Below are 22,132 nucleotides of genomic sequence, written 5' to 3'. Positions count from 1 at the left end.
GCCGCAGAACACGTCGCGGACGTGCCCGGCCTGCGGCCATGTGTCGGCGGACAACCGCCGTTGCCAAGCCCGGTTTCTATGCGTCGAATGCGGTTTCGAGGAAAACGCCGATCTGGTCGGCGCGATCAACATCCTTTCTCGCGGGATGCAACTGTTGCGAGACGAAGGGCAGGACACGCCGCACGCTTGCGGTGGGATGGAGGCGCTTGCCTCTGTCAGCCAGGATGGCCTGTGGATCGAACCGCACAGGCGGTCGGAAGCAGGAACCCACCGAAGCGACTCATTCCGGCTCGATGCCGGGGTGAGCGCCGTAGGAATCCCCCGACTTTAGGCGGGGGAGGATGTCAACTACAAGCCGGCCACGGCCCCTGGGCGTCGGCCACTTCGATGCGGATGCGCGATGGGTAGTACGGGCGCGTCGACGGCCACTCCTGCACCCATTCGCCGCTCTTTCCGTCTTGGTAATACCACTGCAGAGTACGCAAGTCGCGGGCCAGCGGGGTGCGGATGGCCGCGGCCCACTCCAGCACCATGCCCGCACCCTCAAACGGCAGCGCTTGCGCAATCCAGTCCACCGAACCATCTGCACGACGGTCGAGCGCCACGCGTATCACGTGCAAGCCACCGCCAGGGCCACGCTCGGGCAGCGGCGCCACCCACAGCGCACCCGCCGGATTGCCGTTGAAAAAGAGGACGACACCACCCTGCTCCGTGCGGCTGATGAGCCGGATGCCTTCCAGTTTGCGCTGCAACCAGTCCTGCACCGACTGCATGTGTTCGGTACGGGTCATGGTGTCTTGGGCACGCTGCTCGGTACGGCCGATGACGCCATAGGTGGCGAAGGCGAGTGCCACGGTCACCCCGGTGATGGCCAGCGCAATGAGCAGCTCCAGCAGCGTCAACCCGCTGGAACGGCGCGCGGGCGCAACGGGCCGGCGCGGGGTGGTCACGGTGCGCTCCGATACGGTTTCCACGCAGACAGAACATAGATCGGGGCATCCCGGTCCGGACTCGAGACTTCGACCGTCAAGTGCGCCACCGTCACGGTTTGGTCGGGTAGCAGCTCCACCACGTCATGCAAAACGGTGGTTTGCGGCCGAACCTGCACGCGCCACGTCCACATCCCGGCCTGCCCCTGGGAGGTGGCCATGAAATCCTCGGCAAAAGTGCCCATGGACAACACCGAGCGGGCGACCATGGCCGCCTGTTGTCGATCCGTGACCTCGGCCACCGTACGGGCACTCTGCCCCACCGAGCGCGCCATTGCGCCCAGGGCCATCGCCGCGATGGCGATGGCGATCAGCGCTTCGAGCAGGGTGAACCCACTGGCGCGCTGGCGCCCCACATCGCCCCGATGACCCCGGATCACGTCGGCCCACCCGCACTGTCAACCTGCTCGACCGTGCCCAGCGCCCAGTTGACCTGAAACGCAACCCCGTGGCCGCCCTGTTGCAGCACAAGGCGCCCGCCGTAGGCCGAGCCGTCGGCGCGAAACACGAACAACGGCGGCGGGGTGAAATCGCGCTTGGGTGCCTCGGCGTCGCCAGCAGCCGCCACAAGCGGCTCGGAGCGCACTTCGACCTCGGCCGGCAAAGCCACACGGCGCCGCGGATCGCCCCCCACGTACAGGATGCGATTGCCGTCCAGGCGCACATCGACCTCGCGCCCGTTCTGCAAGGCCGACATCCTGCCCGCTTTGAGCAGCGTGGCGACGTCGCGCACGGATTGGTGATAGGCCGCTCGATCCATCCAGACATCGGCCCGCGAGCCCACGACGGCCACCACCAGGGCCGCGATGCCGAGGACGATCAGCAACTCAAGCAGGGTAAAGCCGCGCGGGCGCATGGTTCAGTTGTAGATGTCGGCATCGTCGCCCTCGCCGCCTGGTTTGCCGTCGGCACCGAGCGAGTAGATGTCCGGCCCGCCATGCCGGCCCACCGGTGTGTACTGGTATGGGTTGTTCCACGGGTCGAGCGGCAAACCCTTTTTCAGGTACGGTCCGCGCCAACCGGACACGTTCGCCGGGCGCTCCACCAAGGCACGAAGGCCTTCGGCCTCGGTGGGATAGCGGCCGATGTCCAGCTTGTACAGATCCAGGGCCTGTTCGATTTCGGCGATCTGCACACGCGCGGTCTTGGCCTTGGCCCCCCCGAGCTGGTCGAGCAGGCGCGGTCCGACCAGACTGGCCAGCAGCGTGAGGATGACCAGCACGACCAGCAGCTCGACCAGCGTGAACCCCGTGGCGCGCGGCCGCGCACCCACCCCGCGCGCAGCCGAGAAGACCGACGCCTGCGGCGTCCGGACGACGTTCATGAAAACCCCTTTCCGTTCAAATGGTTTCGTTGATGGAGAGCACCCCACCCAGAATGGCGATGATAATGAACGCCACAATGGTACCCAAGGCGATGATGATGAGGGGCTCCACCATGGACAGCAGGCGCGCCAGAACCCGGCGGCTGTCCTCCTCGAACCGCTCGCCCAGCCGGGTCAGTGTGGGGGCGAGTTGGCCGGTTTCTTCCGCCACCCGGATCAGGGCGGCGGCCCCGCGTTCGCCCAACCGCTGGCCCGCAAAACCGTCCGACAGGCGCCGACCGGCCTTGGCGTGTTCGACCAGGGGCCGAGCCTCCGCTGCCAGGGCGTGGTTGGTCAAGGTCTCGGCCGCGTAACGCAGGGCATCCAGCATGGGAACACCCCGCTGCAGCAGCATGCCCAGGGTGCGAAAATACACCGCCGACTGCAAGGCCGCCACGACATCCCCTAGCACGGGCAGGCGCAACAGCAGGCGATCGACCGCCAGGCGGCCCGACGGACGGGCATACCACTGGCGCACCAGCAAAAAGAAGGCCAGGGCCACTAGCAGGCCGATCTGCCAGTGCAGCCGCACTGCATCGCTGAACGCCAGCACCCAGCGGGTGGTCAGCGGCAGAGCATCGCCCATGGAATCGAACAAATCGCGAAACTGCGGAACGACAAACAGCAGAAGGAGGATTACCGACAGAACGGAGACGCCAAGGAGTATGGCCGGATAGGTCAGCGCCGTGATGAGTTGCCCGCGCTGGCGGGCGTTGGCTTCCAGTTGCTCAGCAAGATCGGTGAGCGCCGCTTGCAAATTGCCCGACACCTCCCCCGCCCGAATCATCGCCAAATACTGCCGCCCCAAAGCCGCTTCGTAGGGCAGCAGCGACTGGTGCAATGTCTGGCCGCCACGAATGCCGTCGGTCACATCGGCCACAAAGCGCTTGAGGCGCTCGGTGGGCGCCAAATCGCGCAGGATGGCCAGAGCCTTGTCCAGTGGCAGGTTGGCCCGCTTGAGCTGGGCCAGCTCGCGCGTGAACAGCAAGACGTCGGCTGCGCCGAGTGACGGCCGCTGGCTGTTCCCTGCGGGTTCGACGGACATCTCGCCGGCGCTGAGCTCGACGATGCGGATCCCCTGACCCAGCAGGCGCAGGCGTGCGGCTTCGAGCGTGCGTGCCTGGAGCACACCCTCGCAGGGCTTGCCCTGCGCATCGATCCCCCGATAGCGTACGGTTTCAGTCATCTTGACGGGTCGCTCGCAACACTTCTTCAACCGTCGTCAACCCAGCGGCGACTTTGGCCGCGCCATCCTGCACCAAGGTACCGCCAACGTGATGAAAGTCCCGTCCGTCGAGATCGGCCCCCTTGGCCATGATGGCCCGTTTACCGGCTTCGTCCAACTCGATCAACTCGTGAATGGCCAACCGCCCATGGTAGCCCGTGCCGCGGCAGGCCGGACAGCCGACGGCACCGTAAATGGGTGCTGCCACGGGCAACGCGGTGCTCAGCAACGCGCGCGCCTTGGCAGCCGCGTCCGGCGCCAGCGGCTGCTTGCACTGGTCGCACAAGCGCCGCACGAGCCGCTGGGCCAGCACGCCAACCAGCGTGGCCGCAATCAGGTAGGGTTCCACCCCCATGTTCACCAGCCGCACCACTGCACCGGCCGCACTGTTGGTGTGCAAAGTAGACAGGACGAGGTGGCCGGTCAGCGCCGCCTGCACCGCGATGCCAGCGGTCTCACCGTCGCGCATCTCGCCGATCATGATGACGTCAGGATCCTGGCGCAGGAAAGAGCGCAACACGCTGGCAAACGTCAAGCCGATCTGGGGCTGTACCTGAACCTGATTGAGCCAGTGCAACCGGTACTCCACCGGGTCTTCGACGGTGAGGATTTTGAGCGCGTCGCCTGGCAACTCCCGCATCGCAGCGTAGAGCGTGGTGGATTTGCCCGAGCCCGTAGGGCCCGTGACGAGCACAATACCGTGGGGTGTGGCCAGCATGCGCCGCCACGCCGCGAGGGTAGCGGGCTGGAAGTTGAGCCGGTCCAGCGACAGCATGTCGACGTTGCGCTCCAGCAACCGCATGACGACGGACTCTCCGTACGCCGTGGGCACGGTGGAAACGCGCACGTCAATCTCCTTGCCGCGCAGGCGCTGCTTGGTGCGACCGTCTTGGGGCAAGCGGCGCTCGGCAATGTCGAGCTGCGACAGGATCTTGATCCGCGAGACCACCGCCGCCACGTCCCGCGTGTCGATTTCATCGATGACGATCAAATCCCCATCGACACGCGCCCGAACCAGCGATTTTTCTTCGTAGGATTCGATGTGGATGTCCGAGGCGCGCATTGAAACGGCCTTGTCCATGATCTCGTTGACCCGGCGGATGATTGGCGCCTCGGATGCGAGATCGCGCAAATGCTCGATGAACTCGGCGGTCCCCCCCGGCACACCAGCATCCGCTTCTTCGACGAGATCGTCGCTTTGCAACCACTCTTGATGGCGTTGACCAATTTCCGACGCCAAACCGAGTCGCCATTCGGGCGTGCGGCCCAGCGCCACGCGCAGCCCCTCGGAAACCACGGGGTCAAGGGGATCGCTGGCAACGAAGGCGGGGAGTGCCTCATGCGCAACCACATCCCCGAGCGGCAGAATGTTGTGCGCCAGCAGAAAGGCTGGATTCAGAGGCCCAAAATCGGGTTTGCTGGCGGGAAACAGTTCCGCTCTGACCAACGCGATGCCGGTCTGCAGCGAAATCGCCGCGTACACATCCGCCTCGGACACCAAACCGAGCTGCGTCAGCAACCGGCCGATGCGGCCACCCACGGATTTTTGCACTTCTAAGGCCCGCTCGAGATCGGCAGCGGAGAGCTTGCCCTGGGCGATCAGAATCTCACCCAGCTTCTTGCGCGGCATATCGCTGACGGCAGACGGATACGTCATGGAATCGCTGAAACGGTTTATGGGTAACGGCGCGACGGCGGCTGCGCGTCGAAACCGCGCCAAAGTAGCCACCGGGTCAGCCGATCGAGTTGCGGCCCTGCGTAGTATCGCCGGTAAGCGCTCGCTTGGGCGAGGCGCGAGCGACAACGCCAGCGCAGATAGTCGTCCACATAGGTGCGATCAAGGCCCCGTTCGCACAGGCGCTGGCCCAGCGCCACCGCCTGGTGCCACGTCTGCGCGCCAAGTTCGCGCACGCGCCGCCACACGCCCGGCCCATCGAGCACCAGGCGACGTCCCCGCGCCCACACCCCGCGGTCACGGGCACCGATCTGATTGGCACCATGCTGACGGTAGTACACCGTGGCGTGCGGAATGAAGGCGCGCCGCCCGCTGCCGGCGATCACCGCGCACCACCAGTCATGCATGATGGCTGCCGGGGGCAGCGGCAGCGCCAATTCGAGTAACCGCTGATTGCCCAACACGGTGCAGCCGGTCACCTCGTTGACGCTGAGCAGCGATTCGCGGGTGGCAGCGGCTGGATTCAGGCCTTCGTAGCGCACCATGGACGGATGGACGACCCGTTGCGTGGCGTCGACCACACACAAATCGGTGTGCACGAGACACGGCAGATCGGCACCACCATTGGACTCGAGCGTTTGCATGCAGGCCGCACTCCGGGACAGTTTGTCCGGCAACCAAACGTCATCTTGATCGGCAAAGGCAAACCATCGGGCACGGCCCTGTGCCAGGCAGACGGTCATCAAATGCTCGAAGTTGCGCAGCGCTCCGCGCCCGGACAACGGCGATGGCACCAAAACCAACCGGTCGGGAAAGCGCTGCGCATACGCGCTCAGGATCGCCAACGTGTCGTCGGTCGAGCCGTCATCGCTGACCAAGATCCGGAATGACAGGTAATCCTGGGCCAGCAGTGACTCGATCTGCGGGCGCAGAAAAGCGGCCCCGTTGTACGTGGCCAACAGGATGTCGATGGGTTCAACGTGCGGTGCCGGCACGGCCAAGCTGCCGATGGATGAGATGAACGTAGGCATCCGCTACACGGTCCCAGTCGTACCGGCGGCGTACCACCCCTTGGACCCAGCGGCGCCGCCGCTGCGCGAGGGCTGGCGCCAGATGGCGCAATGCCAGCAGCGCACGGGCCAAGGCAGCGGGCCCGTCGAAGTATTCCGCCCCGGCTCCCGCCACCTCACGGTTGAAGGGATTGTCGTGGGCGATGATGAGGCTGCCGCACGCCATGGACTCCAGCAGCGAGGGGTTGGTGCCACCGACCGAGTGCCCATGCAGATAGACGGCGGCGTGCGCCCGCAGGGCCGTGAGCTGAACGGGGTCATAGACCGCGCCGATGAAGCGGATGCGCTCGCTTTGCAAGGCGAGCAAGCGGCGCTGGTAGGGCGTTTCCCCGCTGACGTCGCCGACGACGATCAACGGCCAATCGCCCGGGTGTTGCAAATAGCCCTGGACGATCTCCAGCACATGGTTTTCGGGTTCCGGGCGGGCCACGACCAGCGCATACTGACCCGGCATCAGACCCCAAGCGGCAAGTGGCGCAGGGCTGACCTGGGTCGGCTCGACCAGATGGGCACCGTAGGCGATGGTGGTGCACGGCGCGCCGTGCGGATAACGCTGGCGAAATCGCTGGGCAATCGCTTCGGCGTCGGCAATCAGGCGCGTCGCCGTGCGGGTGGCGACCCACTCCATCAGACGCAGGTACCACCGGGCAGGCGCGCTCCACTTGCTGCGCGCCCACTCCAGACCATCGACGTTGATCCAAACAGGCGTGCCCCAAACACGAGGCCACCAGCAGGCCCAGGCAGCACCGTACCCGAGCATGTACACGAGGTCATAGCCGCGACGGGCATCCCATAGGCAGGCACAGTCATAGGCGATGACGGAGGCCGGGCCCCAGCGGGGGCGCCGGCGGTAGCGAACGCGCACGCCACGGTAGGTTTGATCGGGCGGCGGGATGCCGTCAGCCTCGGCGTACACGGTGACGTCAAACCCGCGTGTGACCAAGCGTACCGAAAGCTGTTCGGCAAACGTCTCGAAACCACCGTAGCGCGCTGGGATGCCCCGTGTGCCGAGAATGGCCACGCGCAACCGCTTGTCAGACACCGACACGCGTATTGCCACCCGCTCAAAGATCGCCCAAACAAGCGCCCGCCTGGTCCTTGGCCGACAGCAGCGGCGTTCGTCCCTGCAGGGGCCACACAATGCCGATCGTGGGGTCGTCCCAACGGATGCAGCGCTCGAGCTCCGGCGCGTAGTAGTCGGTGGCTTTGTAGAGGAAATCGGCGCTGTCGGTCAGGGTCAAAAACCCATGCGCCAGCCCGGGTGGGATCCACAGCTGGCGGTGGTTGGATTCGCTGAGCTCCACCCCCACCCAGCGGCCGAAGGTGGGTGAATCGCGGCGGATGTCCACGGCGACGTCAAAAACCGCACCGCGCACCACACGCACGAGCTTGCCCTGCGCGCGCGGGGGCAGCTGGTAGTGCAGGCCACGCAGCACGTCCCGGGCCGAGCGGCTGTGGTTGTCCTGCACGAAGGTGATGCCGCTGAGCCCCGTGGCCTGCTCGAAGTCGCGCTGGTTGAAGCTCTCGACAAAAAAGCCGCGCGCGTCGCCAAAGACCTTGGGCTCCAAAATCAGGACATCGGCAATGGCCGTGGGTGTGACGGTGTAGGGCATGGGCGTTACTTGAGCAGACTCAGCAGGTACTGGCCGTAGCCACTCTTGGCCAGCGGTGCTGCCAGCCGCTGCAACTGGTGGTCATCGATCCAGCCCTGGCGCCAGGCGATTTCCTCTGGACACGCGATCTTGAGGCCCTGGCGGCGCTCCAGTGTGGCGATGAACTGGCCGGCGTCGAGCAGGCTGTCGTGGGTGCCGGTGTCGAGCCAGGCGTAGCCGCGCTTCATGATCTGCACGTTGAGCTGACCCCGCTCCAAATACACCTGGTTGACGGCCGTGATTTCCAGTTCCCCGCGGGCGCTGGGCTTGACCGCGCGGGCAATGTCGACCACCTGCTCGTCGTAAAAGTACAGACCGGTGACGGCGTAGTGGCTCTTGGGGGCCTTGGGCTTTTCTTCGATGCTGATGGCACGGCCGTGCGCGTCGAACGCGACGACGCCATAGCGTTCGGGGTCGTGCACGTGGTAGGCAAACACGGTGGCGCCGTGGGTTTGCGCATCGGCCGCGTGCAGCAGGGGCTGAAAGTCGTGCCCATAGAAAATGTTGTCGCCCAGCACGAGCGCGCTGGGGTGACCGGCGACAAAGTCGGCACCGATGATGAAGGCCTGTGCCAGACCATCGGGGCTGGGCTGAACGGCGTACTGCAGGTTGATCCCCCATGGATGGCCATCGCCCAGCAGCTGCTGGAAGCGCGGCGTGTCCTGCGGCGTGCTGATGACGAGCACGTCGCGGATGCCGGCCAGCATCAGCGTGCTGAGCGGGTAGTAGACCATCGGCTTGTCGTACACCGGCAGCAGTTGCTTGCTGACCGCCAACGTGGCCGGGTGCAGCCGGGTGCCGGAGCCACCGGCCAGGATGATGCCTTTTCGCATAACAACAAACCGCCCGATCCGAACGGATCCGGCGGCAACAAAATGAAAACGACCGCGGAAGCGGCGTGGGGTCAAAGATCGCCGCTGGGCTTGCGCACCAAGCGCTGGACGTCGCGATCCATCGGCAGGGCGTAATCATAGCCCCTGAGGATCTGCCCCGTTTCGGACCGCACCAGCTTGATGTTGACGTAGACGTACTGGCCAGCAACCGAATACGTGCCCACCAGCACCGCGGTTGCCTGGTGCACGCGGGCGATGTCCTTGATCTCGCGCGACAGCAACAGCTCACCCGTTTGCTCGCGCACGAACACATCGCCGCGCAGCTTCATCTCGCGCACGTCGATGCCCGCTGCGGCCGCGGCCGAGCTGTACTGCTCGGACAGTGTACGCCCCAACGGCGACGACACCCGCAAGTCGTTGACATCGACAATGGTGGCCACCAGCAAGGGCGACACCAACGCCGGTGGCAGCCCCGCCAGCAGTTGGGTCATGGCATCCCGGTTGGCCTGCAAAAAGGGATGCGCAGCGGCCTGCTCGTAGGTCGGCAGCGCGGTCTTGGGCGCTGTCGAGCAGCCGGTCAGCACCACCGCGGTGGCAAGGGCAAAAGCGGTCCAGCCTTTCATTGCGACACCACCTTGAATTCGCGGGGTACGGGGCCGCGCGCCACCTGGAACAGCGTTGCGTCGCTGTCCTCGACGTAATAGACGTCCGTGTTGCGCACCAGGTAGCGGTCGCCCTGCATGATGGTGGTGGTCAAAATGACCTCGGTGTGCGTGGGGCCGCCGCTGTACTGGCTGCGCGCCACATCGGCCAACGCGGCATACCCCAGCCCACCGGCCATGGCCGCATCGGGGTGGGCATGCACCCCCAGGTAATGCGCCACGTACACGCCCGCGGTGATCGCCGTGAACACCCCGGGGATCAGGTGCGGGCGGTCGCTGTTGTGCCGCACCACCTGCGCCTGGTAACTGACCCGCACGGGCGCATCGTCGCGTTCCACGACGGTCTTGCCCTCGTTGACCATGCGCGTGATCAGCAATTCCCGAAACGCCTGGTCAAACGCGCTGGGCGTTGACGGCAGGCTGACCCGCAGGGGCTGTCCGGACGCGGGCGTTTGCGCCAGCCGGGCCAAGGTGGTCGACACCACGTGTTCGGCCACGGCATCCCAGTGCCCGGCCGAGCGGACCTTTTTCTGTGCGGTGTAAGGAAAGTTCTCGGCGACGGGAATGGGGGCATGCGAGCAACCCGCCAATCCCACGAATGCAGCCGCAGCAAGCGCGGCCATGGCGGTACGGGATGGTTTCAAGGAGCCTCCGTGCGCAAAAGCGTGGACATGATTTGTTTGCTCGGACGGTAGCACGCGCCCCCACCACCGTCAAGACGATGGCCGTCGGGCGAGCGGATTTGTCGCGGTTTACCCAACACCACCCGCCACTGTGGCGTCGTTGGGCTCATGGCGCAGCAAGGCTGTCCACCCACCGCTGCACCCCCTGCGTCCAAGGCGGCAGGTGCAGCCCGAAGGTCGTGCGCAGGCGCGTCGTGTCCAGCCGCGCGTTGGCCGGGCGCCGCGCGGGGGTGGGGAACGCGCTGCTGGGCACGGGGTCGATGGTTTGCACCCGCCAGCCCGCCTCGGGCCAGCGGCGGCGGGCGGCGTCGATGAGCGCGCAGGCATAGCCGTGCCAGGTGGTGACGCCCGCGGCCGCCAGGTGGTAGGTGCCGCCACCCTGCCCTGTGGCCCACTGCTGCCGCAGCGCATGCGCGGTGACGTCGGCGATCAGGTCGGCCCCGGTGGGGGCGCCAAACTGGTCGTTCACGACCGTCAGTCGCTCCCGCTCGCGCGCCAGCCGCAGCATGGTGCGGGCAAAATTGCCCCCCCGCACGCCGTAAACCCACTGCGTGCGCAGGATGAGGTGGCGCGCGCCGCTGGTGCGGATCGCATCTTCACCGGCGCGTTTGGTCTGGCCATACACGTTGAGCGGTGCGGTGGGGTCGTCCTCCCGCCAGGGCCGATCGCCCGCGCCGTCGAAGACGTAATCGGTGCTGTAGTGGACCAACCAGGCGCCGCAGGCAGTGGCGGCCTGGGCCAGGACGCCGGGGGCCTCGGCGTTGATGCGGTGGGCGCGTTCGGCGTCGGATTCGGCCTGGTCCACGGCGGTGTAAGCCGCGGCGTTGACGATCGCCGCCGGCCGCAGCGCTGCGACGGTTTGCCGCAGGCCGTCCAGGTCGGTCAGGTCGCCGACCAGGGGCGCGCCGGTGTCGGGGTGGGTGCCGCCGGCGCGGTCGAGCGCGATGACCTCCCCCAGCAGCGCCAGACTGCGCTGCAGCTCCCAGCCCACCTGGCCGTTTTTGCCGAGCAGGAGGATGCGCGGCGCGCTCATGCGGTGGCCGTCCCGTATTGACGCGCCACCCACTCGCGGTACGCGCCGCTTTGCACGCGCTGCACCCACTGTGGGTGGTCCAAATACCACTGCACGGTCTTGCGGATGCCGGTCTCGAAGGTCTCGGCCGGGCGCCAGCCCAGCTCGCGCTCGATCTTGCGCGCGTCGATCGCGTAGCGCCGGTCGTGGCCGGGGCGGTCGGGCACGTGGGTGATGAGCTCGGCGTAGCGCTCGATGGGCTGGCCGCTGCGCGCATCGCGCACGCCGCGCGCGGCGGCCGGGGCCAGTTCGTCGAGCAGCGCGCATATGGCGTGCACGATCTCGAGGTTGCGCTTTTCGTTGCAACCGCCAATGTTGTAGGTCTCGCCCGGCCGGCCCGCCTGCAGCACCCGGCGGATGGCGCTGCAGTGGTCTTTGACATAGAGCCAGTCGCGCACTTGCTGGCCGTCGCCGTAGATGGGCAGCGGCTTGCCCGCCAGGGCGTTGACGATCATCAGCGGAATGAGCTTTTCCGGAAAGTGGTAGGGCCCGTAGTTGTTGGAGCAGTTGGTGGTGAGCACCGGCAGGCCATAGGTGTGGTGCCAGGCGCGCACCAGGTGATCGCTGGCGGCCTTGCTGGCGCTGTAGGGGCTGTTGGGCTCGTGGCGGTTCGTCTCGGCAAAGGGCGGATCGGTTGGGCCGAGGGTGCCATAGACCTCGTCGGTGCTGACGTGCAGGAAACGAAACGCGGCACGCTGCGCGTCTGGCAGCGCGCTCCAGTAGGCGCGCACCGCCTCCAGCAGGCGGAAGGTGCCCACGACGTTGGTCTGGATGAAGTCCTCGGGCCCGTGGATGGAGCGGTCCACGTGGCTCTCGGCCGCGAAGTGCAGCACGGCGCGCGGGCGGTGCTGCCCGAGCAGCCGCTCGACCAGGGCACGGTCGCCGATGTCGCCCTGCACGAAGATGTGGCGCGGGTCGCCCTCCAGCGTCGCCAGGTTCTCGCGGTTGCCGGCGTAGGTGAGTTTGTCCAGGTTGACGATGGGCTCGTCCGACTGCGCCAGCCAGTCGAGCACAAAGTTGCTGCCAATGAAGCCGGCACCGCCGGTCACCAGTATCGTCATGCGCGCTCCATCCTCCACGGGGTCAGGCGGCACCGCTCGCCCGGCGCCACGCGCGGCATTGTGGCACGGCAGCGGCCGCGTTTGACCGGTCGGTTGCGCATCCGCCTCCGTTGGGGGTCATCCCCTTTTTGGGGGATGGTGGCAAACCGCTGGCCATCCTACGATTGCGGTCAAGACGATTCGTATGCCAGCGCCCCAACGGGCCGAGGAGGTCGTCCCCCATGCGCAACACTCCGGGTTCGCGTCGGTTCCTTGCCGCCAAAATCCGCCGGACCGCCGCGCTGGCGGGGTGGGTGCTGGCGCTGTCCGCACCGGCCTTTGCGCAGGTGGAGGCCAACCGCGCCAGCGCCGAGGAGCTTATGCGCCTGCCCGGCATCGGCGCCGTGCGCGCCGAGCGCATCGTGCAGGCGCGCGCGCAGCGGCCGTTTGCCGACTGGGCGGATTTGCAAGCCCGCGTTGCCGGTATCGGCCCGCGCACCGCGGAGACGCTTTCGCAGCATGGTTTGCGGGTAGACGGACGCAGCTATGGCAGCGACTTGGCCCGTGGGCGCGCGGGCGCGACCGCCCGCCCGGGATCGATTGCAAAAAAGAACGAACGTTCGTATGATTGATATATGAGCACCACCCAAGCCGCCACCCAAGCCGCATTCGACGCCGCCCTGCAGCGCGTCAAGAGCCTGACCCAACGCCCCGACAACGCCACGCTGCTCAAGCTGTACGCGCTGTACAAACAGGCCACCGAAGGGGACAACACCACGCCCAAGCCCAGCCTGACCGATCTGGTCGCGCGTGCCAAGTGGGACGCGTGGTCGGCCCTCAAGGGCACCCCGGCCGAAGTGGCGATGCAGCGCTACATCGAGTTGGTGGACACGCTCGATTGAGCCGGTAACGTGGCCATTGCCTCCAAACGCCGGCGCCGCTCCCCGGCGGGCAGGCGCGCCCATTCGCCCACGGCGCGGTAAAAGCGCGCAAAGTCGCCGCCTTCGCGCTCGAACAGGGCCATGAACGCGGGCACATAGGCCTCGTAGGTGGCGTCGAGCGCAAACAGCGCATTGTTGGCCTGGCGCACCCAGGCATCGTCGGCGGGCGGCGGGTCCCAGGTCGCACGCAACGCCTGATACCGGCGTTGAAAGTCGTCGAGGATGCGGCGCTTGTCCGCGTGTTGGTGCGCCACCGGCGCGTCGCGGGCGTAGAGCGCCTGCAGCTCGGCGCGGGTGCGCCGCAGCAGGTCGCGCCAGGCTTGGCGGCGCTGCTCAAAGCGCGCGTGGGCGGCGCGCTCCTGCGGCGTGGCCTGCAAAGCGAGCCAGCGCTGCACCCCCAGGCGTTCGACCGCGGTGGCAAACGACTCGTTGAACGCGCTGTCCCCGGACACATACACCACTTGGTGTGCCAGCTCGTGGAACAGCAGGCGCGCCACCTCCGCCGCCGGGTAGCGCAAGAAGGTGCTGAGCAACGGATCCCCGCCCAGCCATTGCGTCCAGCCGAGCGTGGAATACGCCGGCACCGGCAACACCGCCACGTCCCACTCGGGCGGCAGGGTGCGCGCAAAGGCGTGCGCGTCCTCCTCGCGGTAGTAGCCGCGGTAGGCCACGCAACCCGTCAGCGGAAAGCACCAGCGGTGGGGTTGCAGGTCCAGCGCCGGCGTGGCCACCACGTTCCACACGACGGCGGGCCGCTGCAGCGCGACGTAGCGCGTGTAGCTGGCGTTGTCGGGCAGGTGCAAGACCTCCAGGGCATAGCGCCGCACCTGCTGCGCGCGCCGCAGGGTCACGCGCAGCGCTTCGGGCGTGGCGGGGTCGTCCAGCCATGCCGACACCGGACGGGCGGCGTGCAGCAGCGCCAGGTGCCCCGCGACCGCCTGCAGGTAGTAGCCCGGGTCGAGCACCCACTGCTGCGTCGGGGTCGACCACGGCCCTGACGTCCCCTGTGCCGACGCCCCCTGCGCCGGCGGCGCGGCAACGGGTGCGGCGCAACCGGCCAGCATGGCGGCGGCCAGCACCGCCACCCCCGCCAGGCGCGCGCAGACGGCAGCGCTGCGCCCCAACCCGGATGCCCTGCCCGCCGCGATCACGCGCGCCGCACCTCCACCGCGCAGTCGTAGAACGTGGGCGCTTGCCCCAGATCGGTGAGGGCCTGGCTGGTGAGTTCGTTGACGTTGCGCCCGTCCGGGCTGAGCTTGCGCCACCAAATGCCCAGGCCCACCACGACCCCGGGGCGGGCACGTCCATTGAGCCGTGCGCGCAGCCTACACTGCCCGCGGTCGTTGAACACCTCCACCCAGTCGCCATCGGCGATGCCGCGCGGTGCCGCGTCGGCCGGGTGCATCTCCAGCGCCGGTTCGCCCTCGGCATCGCGCAGCGACGCCACGTTGACGAAGGTCGAGTTCAGAAAATGCCGCGCCGGCGGCGAAATCATCGCCAGCGGGTGGCGCGGGTCGTGGCCGGCCGGCTCGTGGTTGGACAGGACGGCCGGCAGCGGGTCCAGCCCCTGCGCCGCCAGGCGCGGGCTGTAAAACTCACACCGGCCCGACGGCGTGGGGAAGCCGCCATGGGCAAATGGGGCCTCGGGCAGCGGCAGGGTCACCCAGCCTTGGCGCATCAACACCTCGAAGTCCACCGCGTCGCCAAACGCCTGGCGGCACAGCGTCAGGTCGTCGTCGGCAAAGCAGGGGTCGTCAAACCCCAGGCGCCGCGCCAGCTCGCGAAACACCCAGGTGTTGGGCCGCGCCTGGCCCAGCGGCGCGATCGCCGGGCGGTTCAGCAGCACATCGGTGTGGCCGTAGCTCAGGTGGATGTCCCAGTGCTCCAACTGGGTGGTGGCCGGCAGCACGTAGTCCGCGTAGTCGGCGGTGTCGGTCGGAAATTGCTCGAGCACGACGGTAAACAAATCCTCGCGCGCAAAACCGCGCACCACCCGGCCTGCATCCGGCGCCACCGCCACCGGGTTGCTGTTGTAGACGATGAGCGCTTCGATGGCGGGACCAAAGGCCGGTGACGCCGGACGCAGCAGGTCGTCGCCAATCGTGCTCATGTTGATGACGCGCGGCTGCGGACAGGGGCTGCGCTGCAGCAAATCGGGGCGAAACAGCGCCTCGCGCTGCACGGGGTAACTGCCCGAACTGGACAACAGCAAACCACCGGCGCGGTGGCGCCAAGCGCCGATGACGGCGGGCAGACACGCCACCGCCCGCACCGCGTTGGCACCGCCGCGCGTGCGCTGCATGCCGTAATTCAAGCGGATGGCCACCGGTTCGCGGCGTTGCACGCACGCGCCGATGTCGCGCGCCAGGGCTTCGATCTGCGCCACCGGCAGCCCGCACACCGCCGCGGCCCGCTCCGGCGGCCACTGCAGCGCACGCTCGCGCAGTGCCTCCCAGCCCAGGGTGTGGCGTTGCACGTAATCCTCGTCCACCCAGCCGTGCACGATGCACTGTTGCATCAGCGCGTAGGCCAGGGCGGCGTCGGTGCCGGGCAGCAGCGCCAGGTGCTCGTGGCATTTCTCGGCCGTCTCGGTGCGGCGCGGGTCGATGCACACCAGCCGCGCGCCCGCGCGCTTGGCCTGCTGCGCATAGCGCCAAAAATGCAGATTGCTGCCGATGCTGTGGCTGCCCCAAATCAGGATCAGGCGGCTTTCGGCGAAGTGCTCCACCCGCATGCCCACCTTGCCCCCCAGCGTGTACGTCAACCCCGCGGCCCCGGCGGCGGAGCATATGGTGCGATCCAGCAGCGAGGCGCCCAGGCGGTGAAAGAAGCGTGCCGCCATGCCTTCGCCCTGCACCAGGCCCATGGTGCCGGCGTAGCTGTAGGGCAGGATGGTCTGGGGATCGCGCGCCGCCAGCGCGCGCAGCCGGGCGGCAATGTCGTCCAGCGCCTCGTCCCACGAGACGGGCTCGAAACGCCCCGCCCCCTTGGGCCCGACGCGGCGCAGCGGCTGCAGCAGGCGCTGCGGGTGGTACACCCGCTCGAGGTAGCGGCTGACCTTGGTGCACAGCACGCCGCCCGTCTGGGGGTGCTGGGGGTTGCCCTGCAGCCGCACGGCACGGCCGTCGCGCACCGTGGTGACGAAGGCGCAGGTGTCCGGACAGTCGTGCGGGCAGGCGCCCAGGATGGTCTGTTCGGCCGGCGCGGCCGCGGTAACGTCAGCGGTGTCCATGGCTGCATGGTACGCCATGCCCACGCGCCCGCGAATCGCGCTAGGATCCGACCATGAAACTGATCGAGCCCATTGTCGAGCAGGCGGAGGCCATCGCCGCCATCCGCCGCGACCTGCACGCCCACCCCGAGCTGTGCTTTCAGGAGGAGCGCACCGCCGAGCGCGTCGCGGCGCTGCTGACCGGCTGGGGCATCCCCATCCACCGCGGGCTGGGCAAGACCGGGGTGGTGGGCATCGTGCACGGGCGCGACGGCGGTGCCTGCGGCCGCGCGGTGGGCCTGCGCGCCGACATGGACGCGCTGCCCATGACCGAGCTCAACACGTTCGCGCACGCCAGCCGCCACCCGGGTCGCATGCACGCCTGCGGGCACGACGGTCACACCGCCATGCTGCTGGCCGCCGCGCAGCACCTGGCGCGCCGGCGTGACTTCGACGGCACGGTGTACCTGATCTTTCAGCCGGCCGAAGAAGGCGGCGGTGGCGCGCGCGAGATGATCGCGGACGGGCTGTTCGAACGCTTTCCGATGCAGGCCGTGTTTGGCATGCACAACTGGCCTGGCCTGCCGGTGGGAACGTTTGCCGTCAGCCCCGGGCCGGTCATGGCCTCGAGCAACGAATTTGCGATCACGGTGCACGGCAAAGGGGGCCACGCCGCCCTGCCCCACACCACGGTGGACCCGGTGCCCGTGGCCTGTCAACTGGTGCAGGCGTTTCAGACGATACTGACGCGCAACCTGCGGCCGGTGGAGCCGGGCGTGATCTCGGTGACCATGATCCAGGCGGGCGAGGCGACCAACGTCGTCCCCGACCACTGCACGATCCAGGGCACGGTGCGCACCTTCACCAACGATGCGCTGGACCTGATCGAGCGGCGCATGCGCGAGCTGTCCGAGCAGCTGTGTGCGGCCTTTGGCGCGCGCGCGACGTTTGCCTTCCGCCGCAACTACCCCCCCACCGTCAACAGCCCGGCCGAGGCGGCCTTTGCCGCCGAGGTGATGCGCGACATCGTCGGCGCGGACGCGGTGGTGGCGCAGGAGCCGACCATGGGTGCCGAGGACTTTGCCTACCTGTTGCAAGCCAAACCTGGCGCCTATGTGTTCATCGGCAATGGCGACGGGGCGCACCGTGGCGCCTACGGGCCCGGGCACGATGCCGGGCCGTGCACCCTGCACAACCCGCGCTACGACTTCAACGATGCGCTGATCCCGCTGGGCGCCACCTTTTGGGTGCAGCTGGCCACCCGTTGGCTGGCCCGCGCCAGGCCGTGACCGGCCAACGGCCGGCCCCCCGCGCCGGCCGCCGCTTCAGGCGCGCGCCGGCATCGATGCCGCAAAGCGCTCGCGCGCCATCGCCAGCAGGCCGTCGAAGATCAGCCCCTCGACCAGCTCGAATGGCACCGTCATGTGCGGCGCCATCTTCCAGCCCGCGCCACCGGTCATGAGGCACACCGGCGTCTGCCCCGTGTGGCGCGACAGGTTGTCCCACATGCGCTGCACCGCCCCGGCAATCGCAAACGTGCCGCCGCTGGTCAGCGCGTCGCTGGTGTTGGTGGGAAACGCGCGCACCTCGCCCGTGGGCACGTGCAGGCCGGCCGTGCCCGACTCCAGAGCGCGCAGCATGATGCCGTGCCCCGGCAGGATGATGCCGCCCAGAAACCGCCCCTCGGCATCGATGGCCTCGACCGTGACCGCCGTGCCGACCATGACCACCACGCACGGCCGCGCCTCGCCGCGCGCCAGCAGCCGTTGACGGGCGCCGATCATGGCCACCCAGCGGTCCGACCCCAGCCGCGTCGGGTGGTCGTAACCGTTGACCAGACCCGCCTCGGCCGGGCGCGGCACCACCCACTGCACCGGCGCGTCCCACAGCTCGAGCTGTTCTTCCACGCGCTGGCGCACCCCCGCCCCGGCGACGATGCTGCCCAGCACCCAGCGCGGGGGGCGCAGCGCGCGCCAGTCGCCCTCGGCCAGGGTCTCGATGTTTTCCAGAAACTGCACGCCGTGCGCCAGCAGGCGCGCGCCCGGCTCGGGGCGGTCGTACAAGGCCCACTTCAGGCGCGTGTTGCCAACGTCCAGCGCGAGCAGCGCGGTCGATGCGGGGGCGGCGGTGTCCGGCGCAGTCATGAAAACATCATAACGGCGCCGCCGGCGCCGTCTCAGTTCTGGCGCCAGGGCAAGCCGCGATACCGCCAGCCACCCCGGTGGCCGCGCTGGCCGTTGTCGTCGGGATCGCCTTCAAAGCCCTCGAGCACGTTGTACGCCGTGGCGCCCAGCTCGGTGGCGCGGCGGGCGGCGGCGATCGAGCGCGCGCCGCTGCGGCACAGCATCAGCAACGGGCGGCCGTCCTGCGCCAGCAAGGCGCGCACGCCATCGTCGAAATCGGGGTTGGGCAGCATGCCGGGCCACTGTTTCCAGGCCAGGGGCACGGCACCGGGCACGTAGCCGACCCATTCGCGCTCGGCGTCGGTGCGCACGTCCACCAACCGTGCCGCGCCCTGCTGCACCCAGGCCCACGCCAGCTCGGGGGCCACGTCGCCCGCGTACCCCTGCGCAGGCCGTGGGGCCTCGCGCTCGGCCCCGTCGGCGTCGTGGCGGATGCCCCCGCGCAAATTGGCCGGCACCGCCTCGTCGATGCGGCGCGGCCGCGGCAGGTTGAGGCTGCCCATGAGCGCGACGAACGCCTCGAGCGACTGGCCCGCCAGCCGCGGGTTGTGGGCCTTCTCGTGGCCAATCGTGGAGTGGGTGCGCCCGTGGTAGTCGTGCCCGGGCCACACAAGCGCCTCGTCCGGCAGGGCAAACAGCCGCTCGGTGATGCTGCGGTAGAGCGCCGCGGCATCGCCCGATTGAAAGTCGGTGCGCCCGCAGCCACCGATGAGCAGCGTGTCGCCGGTGAACACGTGCGTGTCCCCCTCCACGCGCCACACGTAGCTCATGCTGCCCGCGGTGTGCCCGGGGGTGGCCATGGCCAGCAGCCGTTGCGCGCCAAAGTCCAGCGTATCGCCGTCGTGCAGCGGCCGGTGCACCGTGACAATGCCACACGCCGCCGGCGCGGCGGTGTGCGCGCCGGTGTGTTCGGCCAGCCGCAGCGCGCTGGTGATGTGGTCGGCGTGGGCGTGCGTCTCCACCACCCAGCGCAGCCGCAACCCATGATCGCGCAGCACACCCAGGTCACGTTCGAGCTGCTCGTCCACCGGGTCGATGATGAGCGCCTCGCGCGTGTCCGGGTCGAACAGCACGTAGGTGTAGGTGCACGAGTCGGGATCGAACAGCTGGATCGGCTTCATCGTCGTGATGGTAACGCGCCCGCCCCTCAGGCAAAACGCGCCAACAGCTCGGCCACGTCATCCGGTGGGGTATCGCCCTGGGCCATGACGCAGCCCACCATCATGAAAAACGACTTGTCCAGCGCCTTGCGCGCGGCGGCGAGCTGCTGCGCGACCTTTTCGCAGCCGGTATCGGCCTCGATCAGGCGCTGGATGCCGCGCAACTGCCCCTCCACACGCTTGAGGCGCAGCAGCAGGGCTTTTTTGCGGTCGGGATCGTGAACGGCTTGCATGGCATCGAGTCGGGTGACAACCGGAAGCGGTCTTGATACTGGGTATGGTATACCACAACGCCGCGGCCGCCAAGGGCCAGGCGCCGCCCACCACCCGCCCATGGCGTCGCCCAGCTTTTCCCGCTAATATTGACGTTTACGTAAACGTCAAAAGCCGGAGACGCCACCGTGACCCAACTGTCCGCCGACTACCAAGCCCTGGCCAACTACCGCCCCACGCACAAAGTGCGCTTCGTCACCGCCGCCAGCCTGTTCGACGGGCACGATGCGGCCATCAACATCATGCGCCGCATCCTGCAAAGCATGGGGGCAGAGGTCATCCACCTGGGCCACAACCGCAGCGTGGACGAGGTGGTCACCGCCGCGCTGCAAGAGGATGTGCAGGGCATCGCGGTCAGTTCGTATCAAGGCGGACACGTCGAGTACTTCAAGTACATGGTGGACCAGCTGCGCGCACGCGGCGCCGCCCACGTGCTGGTCTTTGGCGGCGGCGGCGGCGTCATCGTGCCGAGCGAAATCCGCGAGCTGATGGACTACGGCGTGGCGCGCATCTACAGCCCGGAGGACGGGCAGCGCATGGGGCTGCAGGGCATGATCGGCGAGATGGTGATGCGCTGCGACCACGACTTGTCCGGCTACGCGCCACGCAGCATCGAGGCCATCCAGGGCCACAGCGACGCCGCCTGGCGCGCACTCGCGCAACTCATCACCGCGCTGGAAAACGGCGCCGCCGATGCGGCGCTGTTGGACGCGTTGCGCCAAGCGGCTGCCGATGCCCGCGTGCCGGTGCTCGGCATCACCGGCACGGGGGGGGCCGGCAAGTCGAGCTTGACCGACGAGCTCATCCGCCGCCTGCGGCTGGACCAGGATGACGCGCTGCGCATCGCCGTCATCAGCATCGACCCGTCGCGGCGCAAGAGCGGCGGCGCGCTGTTGGGCGACCGCATCCGCATGAACGCCATCGGCCCCTGGCACAACGGCGCGCGCGTGTACATGCGCAGCCTGGCCACGCGCGACTTCGGCAGCGAAATTTCCGCCGCGCTGCCCGACGTGATCGCGGCCTGCAAGGTGGCGGGTTTTGACCTGATCATCGTCGAGACCTCCGGCATTGGCCAGGGCGATGCGGCGATCGTGCCGCACGTCGACGTGCCGCTGTATGTGATGACGCCCGAATTTGGCGCCGCCAGCCAGCTCGAAAAGATCGACATGCTCGACTTTGCCGAGTTCGTGGCCATCAACAAGTTCGACCGCAAGGGGGCACTGGACGCGCTGCGCGACGTGGCCAAGCAGGTGCAGCGCAACCACGAGGCCTGGAACCGCCGGCCCGAAGACATGCCGGTGTTTGGCACCATGGCCGCGCGCTTCAACGACGATGGCGTCACCGCCTTGTACCAGGCCCTGCTGCCGCGGCTGGCGGCGTTGGGTTTGGCGCTGCCGCTGGGGGCTGAGGGGGGGCGGCTGCCGCGCGTGGCCACCCGCCACAGCAGCAACCAAACGCCCATCGTGCCGCCGCAGCGCAGCCGTTACCTGGCCGAAATCGCCGACACCGTGCGCCAGTACAAGCGGCGTGTGCGCCAGCAAGCCAAGCTGGCACGCGAGATCCAGCAGCTGCGCGCCAGCGCCGAGATGCTGCGCGTGGACAAGCCGCTGCGGCCCAAGGCGGCCGAGGCAACGCTGGAGCTGGCCGAACAGCGCGAGCAACGGCTCGACCCCGACGCACGCAAGCTGCTGGCGCAGTGGCCCGACATGCAAAAGGCCTACGCCGGCGACGAGTACGTGGTGAAGATCCGCGACAAGGAAATCCGCACGCGGCTGACCCACACCACGCTGTCGGGCAACAAGATCCGCAAGGTCGTGCTGCCCAAGTACGAGGACCACGGCGAGCTGCTGAAGTGGCTGATGCTGGAAAACGTGCCCGGCAGTTTCCCCTACACCGCCGGGGTGTTTGCCTTCAAGCGCGAAAACGAAGACCCCACACGCATGTTCGCCGGCGAAGGCGACCCGTTTCGCACCGATTGTGCAACCTCTTTTCTGTAAATTTCCGGTTGGGTGGTCATGACAACCGGGTTACAGGTTGAAGTTGAGATAGACCTTGCCGGTCAGCCACTCGTCGTCGAGTTCGGCGAGCATTGCGGAAACC

General features: G+C 68.1%; 23 protein-coding genes and 2 pseudogenes. 5 read left to right on the top strand and 20 right to left on the bottom strand.

What is annotated here, in order from left to right:
• Positions 1-331 (top strand): zinc ribbon domain-containing protein (locus Tther_RS13530; protein ID WP_143903542.1); only part of this gene is annotated, 331 nt, incomplete at its 5' end.
• Between the two features lie 13 nt (positions 332-344).
• Here Tther_RS13530 and Tther_RS10225 read toward each other — a convergent pair.
• From Tther_RS10225 to rfbB, 14 genes are all read right to left on the bottom strand, one after another.
• Positions 345-950 (bottom strand): prepilin-type N-terminal cleavage/methylation domain-containing protein, encoded by a 606-nt coding sequence (locus Tther_RS10225; RefSeq protein ID WP_143903540.1) that lies wholly within the window; start codon positions 948-950, stop codon positions 345-347.
• The gene (locus Tther_RS10220; RefSeq protein ID WP_185975063.1) at positions 947-1,345 is read right to left on the bottom strand and encodes a prepilin-type N-terminal cleavage/methylation domain-containing protein; all 399 of its coding nucleotides are present in this window, start codon (positions 1,343-1,345) and stop codon (positions 947-949) included. The genes Tther_RS10225 and Tther_RS10220 overlap by 4 nt, the downstream gene beginning before the upstream one ends.
• A gap of 20 nt (positions 1,346-1,365) precedes the next feature.
• Positions 1,366-1,845: a GspH/FimT family pseudopilin gene (locus Tther_RS10215; protein ID WP_143903536.1), complete on the bottom strand. Its 480-nt coding sequence runs from the start codon at positions 1,843-1,845 to the stop codon at positions 1,366-1,368.
• 3 nt (positions 1,846-1,848) lie between these two features.
• Positions 1,849-2,313, bottom strand: a complete 465-nt coding sequence (gspG, locus tag Tther_RS10210; RefSeq protein WP_143903535.1) for a type II secretion system major pseudopilin GspG — start codon at positions 2,311-2,313, stop codon at positions 1,849-1,851.
• A gap of 16 nt (positions 2,314-2,329) precedes the next feature.
• On the bottom strand, positions 2,330-3,538 hold the full coding sequence (locus tag Tther_RS10205) for a type II secretion system F family protein (RefSeq protein ID WP_143903533.1): 1,209 nt from the start codon (positions 3,536-3,538) through the stop codon (positions 2,330-2,332).
• Entirely contained in the window at positions 3,531-5,234 is a 1,704-nt protein-coding gene (locus tag Tther_RS10200) for a GspE/PulE family protein (protein WP_143903531.1), read from the bottom strand. Before Tther_RS10200 ends, Tther_RS10205 begins: the two co-directional genes overlap by 8 nt.
• Before the next feature lie 17 nt (positions 5,235-5,251).
• The gene (locus tag Tther_RS10195; RefSeq protein WP_246099000.1) at positions 5,252-6,247 is read right to left on the bottom strand and encodes a glycosyltransferase family 2 protein; all 996 of its coding nucleotides are present in this window, start codon (positions 6,245-6,247) and stop codon (positions 5,252-5,254) included.
• Complete coding sequence (locus Tther_RS10190; protein WP_246098998.1) at positions 6,228-7,364, bottom strand: DUF1972 domain-containing protein; 1,137 nt, start codon at positions 7,362-7,364, stop codon at positions 6,228-6,230. Before Tther_RS10190 ends, Tther_RS10195 begins: the two co-directional genes overlap by 20 nt.
• Positions 7,365-7,386: 22 nt before the next feature.
• Positions 7,387-7,935, bottom strand: a complete 549-nt coding sequence (gene rfbC / locus Tther_RS10185) for a dTDP-4-dehydrorhamnose 3,5-epimerase (protein ID WP_143903529.1) — start codon at positions 7,933-7,935, stop codon at positions 7,387-7,389.
• A gap of 5 nt (positions 7,936-7,940) precedes the next feature.
• Positions 7,941-8,807 carry a glucose-1-phosphate thymidylyltransferase RfbA gene (gene rfbA, locus Tther_RS10180; protein WP_143903527.1) on the bottom strand — a complete coding sequence of 289 codons (867 nt, stop codon included), beginning with the start codon at positions 8,805-8,807 and terminating at the stop codon, positions 7,941-7,943.
• A gap of 71 nt (positions 8,808-8,878) precedes the next feature.
• Positions 8,879-9,430, bottom strand: a complete 552-nt coding sequence (locus tag Tther_RS10175; RefSeq protein ID WP_143903525.1) for a FlgO family outer membrane protein — start codon at positions 9,428-9,430, stop codon at positions 8,879-8,881.
• Positions 9,427-10,092: a hypothetical protein gene (locus Tther_RS10170; protein WP_143903523.1), complete on the bottom strand. Its 666-nt coding sequence runs from the start codon at positions 10,090-10,092 to the stop codon at positions 9,427-9,429. Before Tther_RS10170 ends, Tther_RS10175 begins: the two co-directional genes overlap by 4 nt.
• 166 nt (positions 10,093-10,258) lie before the next feature.
• Positions 10,259-11,185, bottom strand: a complete 927-nt coding sequence (rfbD, locus tag Tther_RS10165; protein ID WP_143903521.1) for a dTDP-4-dehydrorhamnose reductase — start codon at positions 11,183-11,185, stop codon at positions 10,259-10,261.
• On the bottom strand, positions 11,182-12,285 hold the full coding sequence (gene rfbB / locus Tther_RS10160) for a dTDP-glucose 4,6-dehydratase (protein WP_143903519.1): 1,104 nt from the start codon (positions 12,283-12,285) through the stop codon (positions 11,182-11,184). The genes rfbD and rfbB overlap by 4 nt, the downstream gene beginning before the upstream one ends.
• A gap of 221 nt (positions 12,286-12,506) precedes the next feature.
• On the opposite strand from rfbB, the gene Tther_RS10155 reads away from it, so the two are divergent.
• Entirely contained in the window at positions 12,507-12,896 is a 390-nt protein-coding gene (locus Tther_RS10155; protein WP_143903517.1) for a ComEA family DNA-binding protein, read from the top strand.
• A 3-nt stretch (positions 12,897-12,899) separates the two neighbouring features.
• Positions 12,900-13,166: an acyl-CoA-binding protein gene (locus Tther_RS10150; RefSeq protein ID WP_143903515.1), complete on the top strand. Its 267-nt coding sequence runs from the start codon at positions 12,900-12,902 to the stop codon at positions 13,164-13,166.
• Here the strand turns inward: Tther_RS10150 and Tther_RS10145 are convergent.
• Both Tther_RS10145 and Tther_RS10140 read right to left on the bottom strand, forming a co-directional pair.
• Positions 13,136-14,356, bottom strand: a complete 1,221-nt coding sequence (locus Tther_RS10145) for an aminopeptidase (protein ID WP_246098997.1) — start codon at positions 14,354-14,356, stop codon at positions 13,136-13,138. The genes Tther_RS10150 and Tther_RS10145 overlap by 31 nt on opposite strands.
• Positions 14,353-16,437: a molybdopterin-containing oxidoreductase family protein gene (locus tag Tther_RS10140; RefSeq protein ID WP_143903513.1), complete on the bottom strand. Its 2,085-nt coding sequence runs from the start codon at positions 16,435-16,437 to the stop codon at positions 14,353-14,355. The genes Tther_RS10145 and Tther_RS10140 overlap by 4 nt, the downstream gene beginning before the upstream one ends.
• A gap of 53 nt (positions 16,438-16,490) precedes the next feature.
• Between Tther_RS10140 and Tther_RS10135 the strand changes: the two genes are divergently transcribed.
• The gene (locus tag Tther_RS10135) at positions 16,491-17,705 is read left to right on the top strand and encodes a M20 aminoacylase family protein (RefSeq protein ID WP_143903511.1); all 1,215 of its coding nucleotides are present in this window, start codon (positions 16,491-16,493) and stop codon (positions 17,703-17,705) included.
• Positions 17,706-17,741: 36 nt separating this feature from the next.
• Here Tther_RS10135 and Tther_RS10130 read toward each other — a convergent pair whose 3' ends face one another.
• The 4 genes and pseudogenes from Tther_RS10130 to Tther_RS10120 all read right to left on the bottom strand — a co-directional run bounded on the left by Tther_RS10130 (position 17,742) and on the right by Tther_RS10120 (position 19,992).
• Positions 17,742-18,560, bottom strand: a complete 819-nt coding sequence (locus Tther_RS10130; RefSeq protein ID WP_143903509.1) for a type III pantothenate kinase — start codon at positions 18,558-18,560, stop codon at positions 17,742-17,744.
• Positions 18,561-18,592: 32 nt separating this feature from the next.
• The gene (locus Tther_RS13525; protein ID WP_246098999.1) at positions 18,593-19,033 is read right to left on the bottom strand and encodes a rhodanese-like domain-containing protein; all 441 of its coding nucleotides are present in this window, start codon (positions 19,031-19,033) and stop codon (positions 18,593-18,595) included.
• Between the two features lie 174 nt (positions 19,034-19,207).
• Positions 19,208-19,720: pseudogene (locus Tther_RS13520) on the bottom strand (MBL fold metallo-hydrolase); the annotation flags it as partial.
• A gap of 26 nt (positions 19,721-19,746) precedes the next feature.
• Positions 19,747-19,992: a metal-sensitive transcriptional regulator gene (locus tag Tther_RS10120; protein ID WP_143903505.1), complete on the bottom strand. Its 246-nt coding sequence runs from the start codon at positions 19,990-19,992 to the stop codon at positions 19,747-19,749.
• 168 nt (positions 19,993-20,160) lie between these two features.
• On the opposite strand from Tther_RS10120, the pseudogene Tther_RS10115 reads away from it, so the two are divergent.
• Positions 20,161-22,008, top strand: a pseudogene (locus Tther_RS10115) (cobalamin-dependent protein); the annotation flags it as partial.
• Between the last annotated feature and the right edge of the window lie 124 nt (positions 22,009-22,132).

It is taken from the genome of Tepidimonas thermarum (assembly GCF_007556705.1).
Lineage (GTDB): Bacteria > Pseudomonadota > Gammaproteobacteria > Burkholderiales > Burkholderiaceae_C > Tepidimonas > Tepidimonas thermarum.
This window is presented reverse-complemented; position numbering and strand designations above follow the sequence as displayed.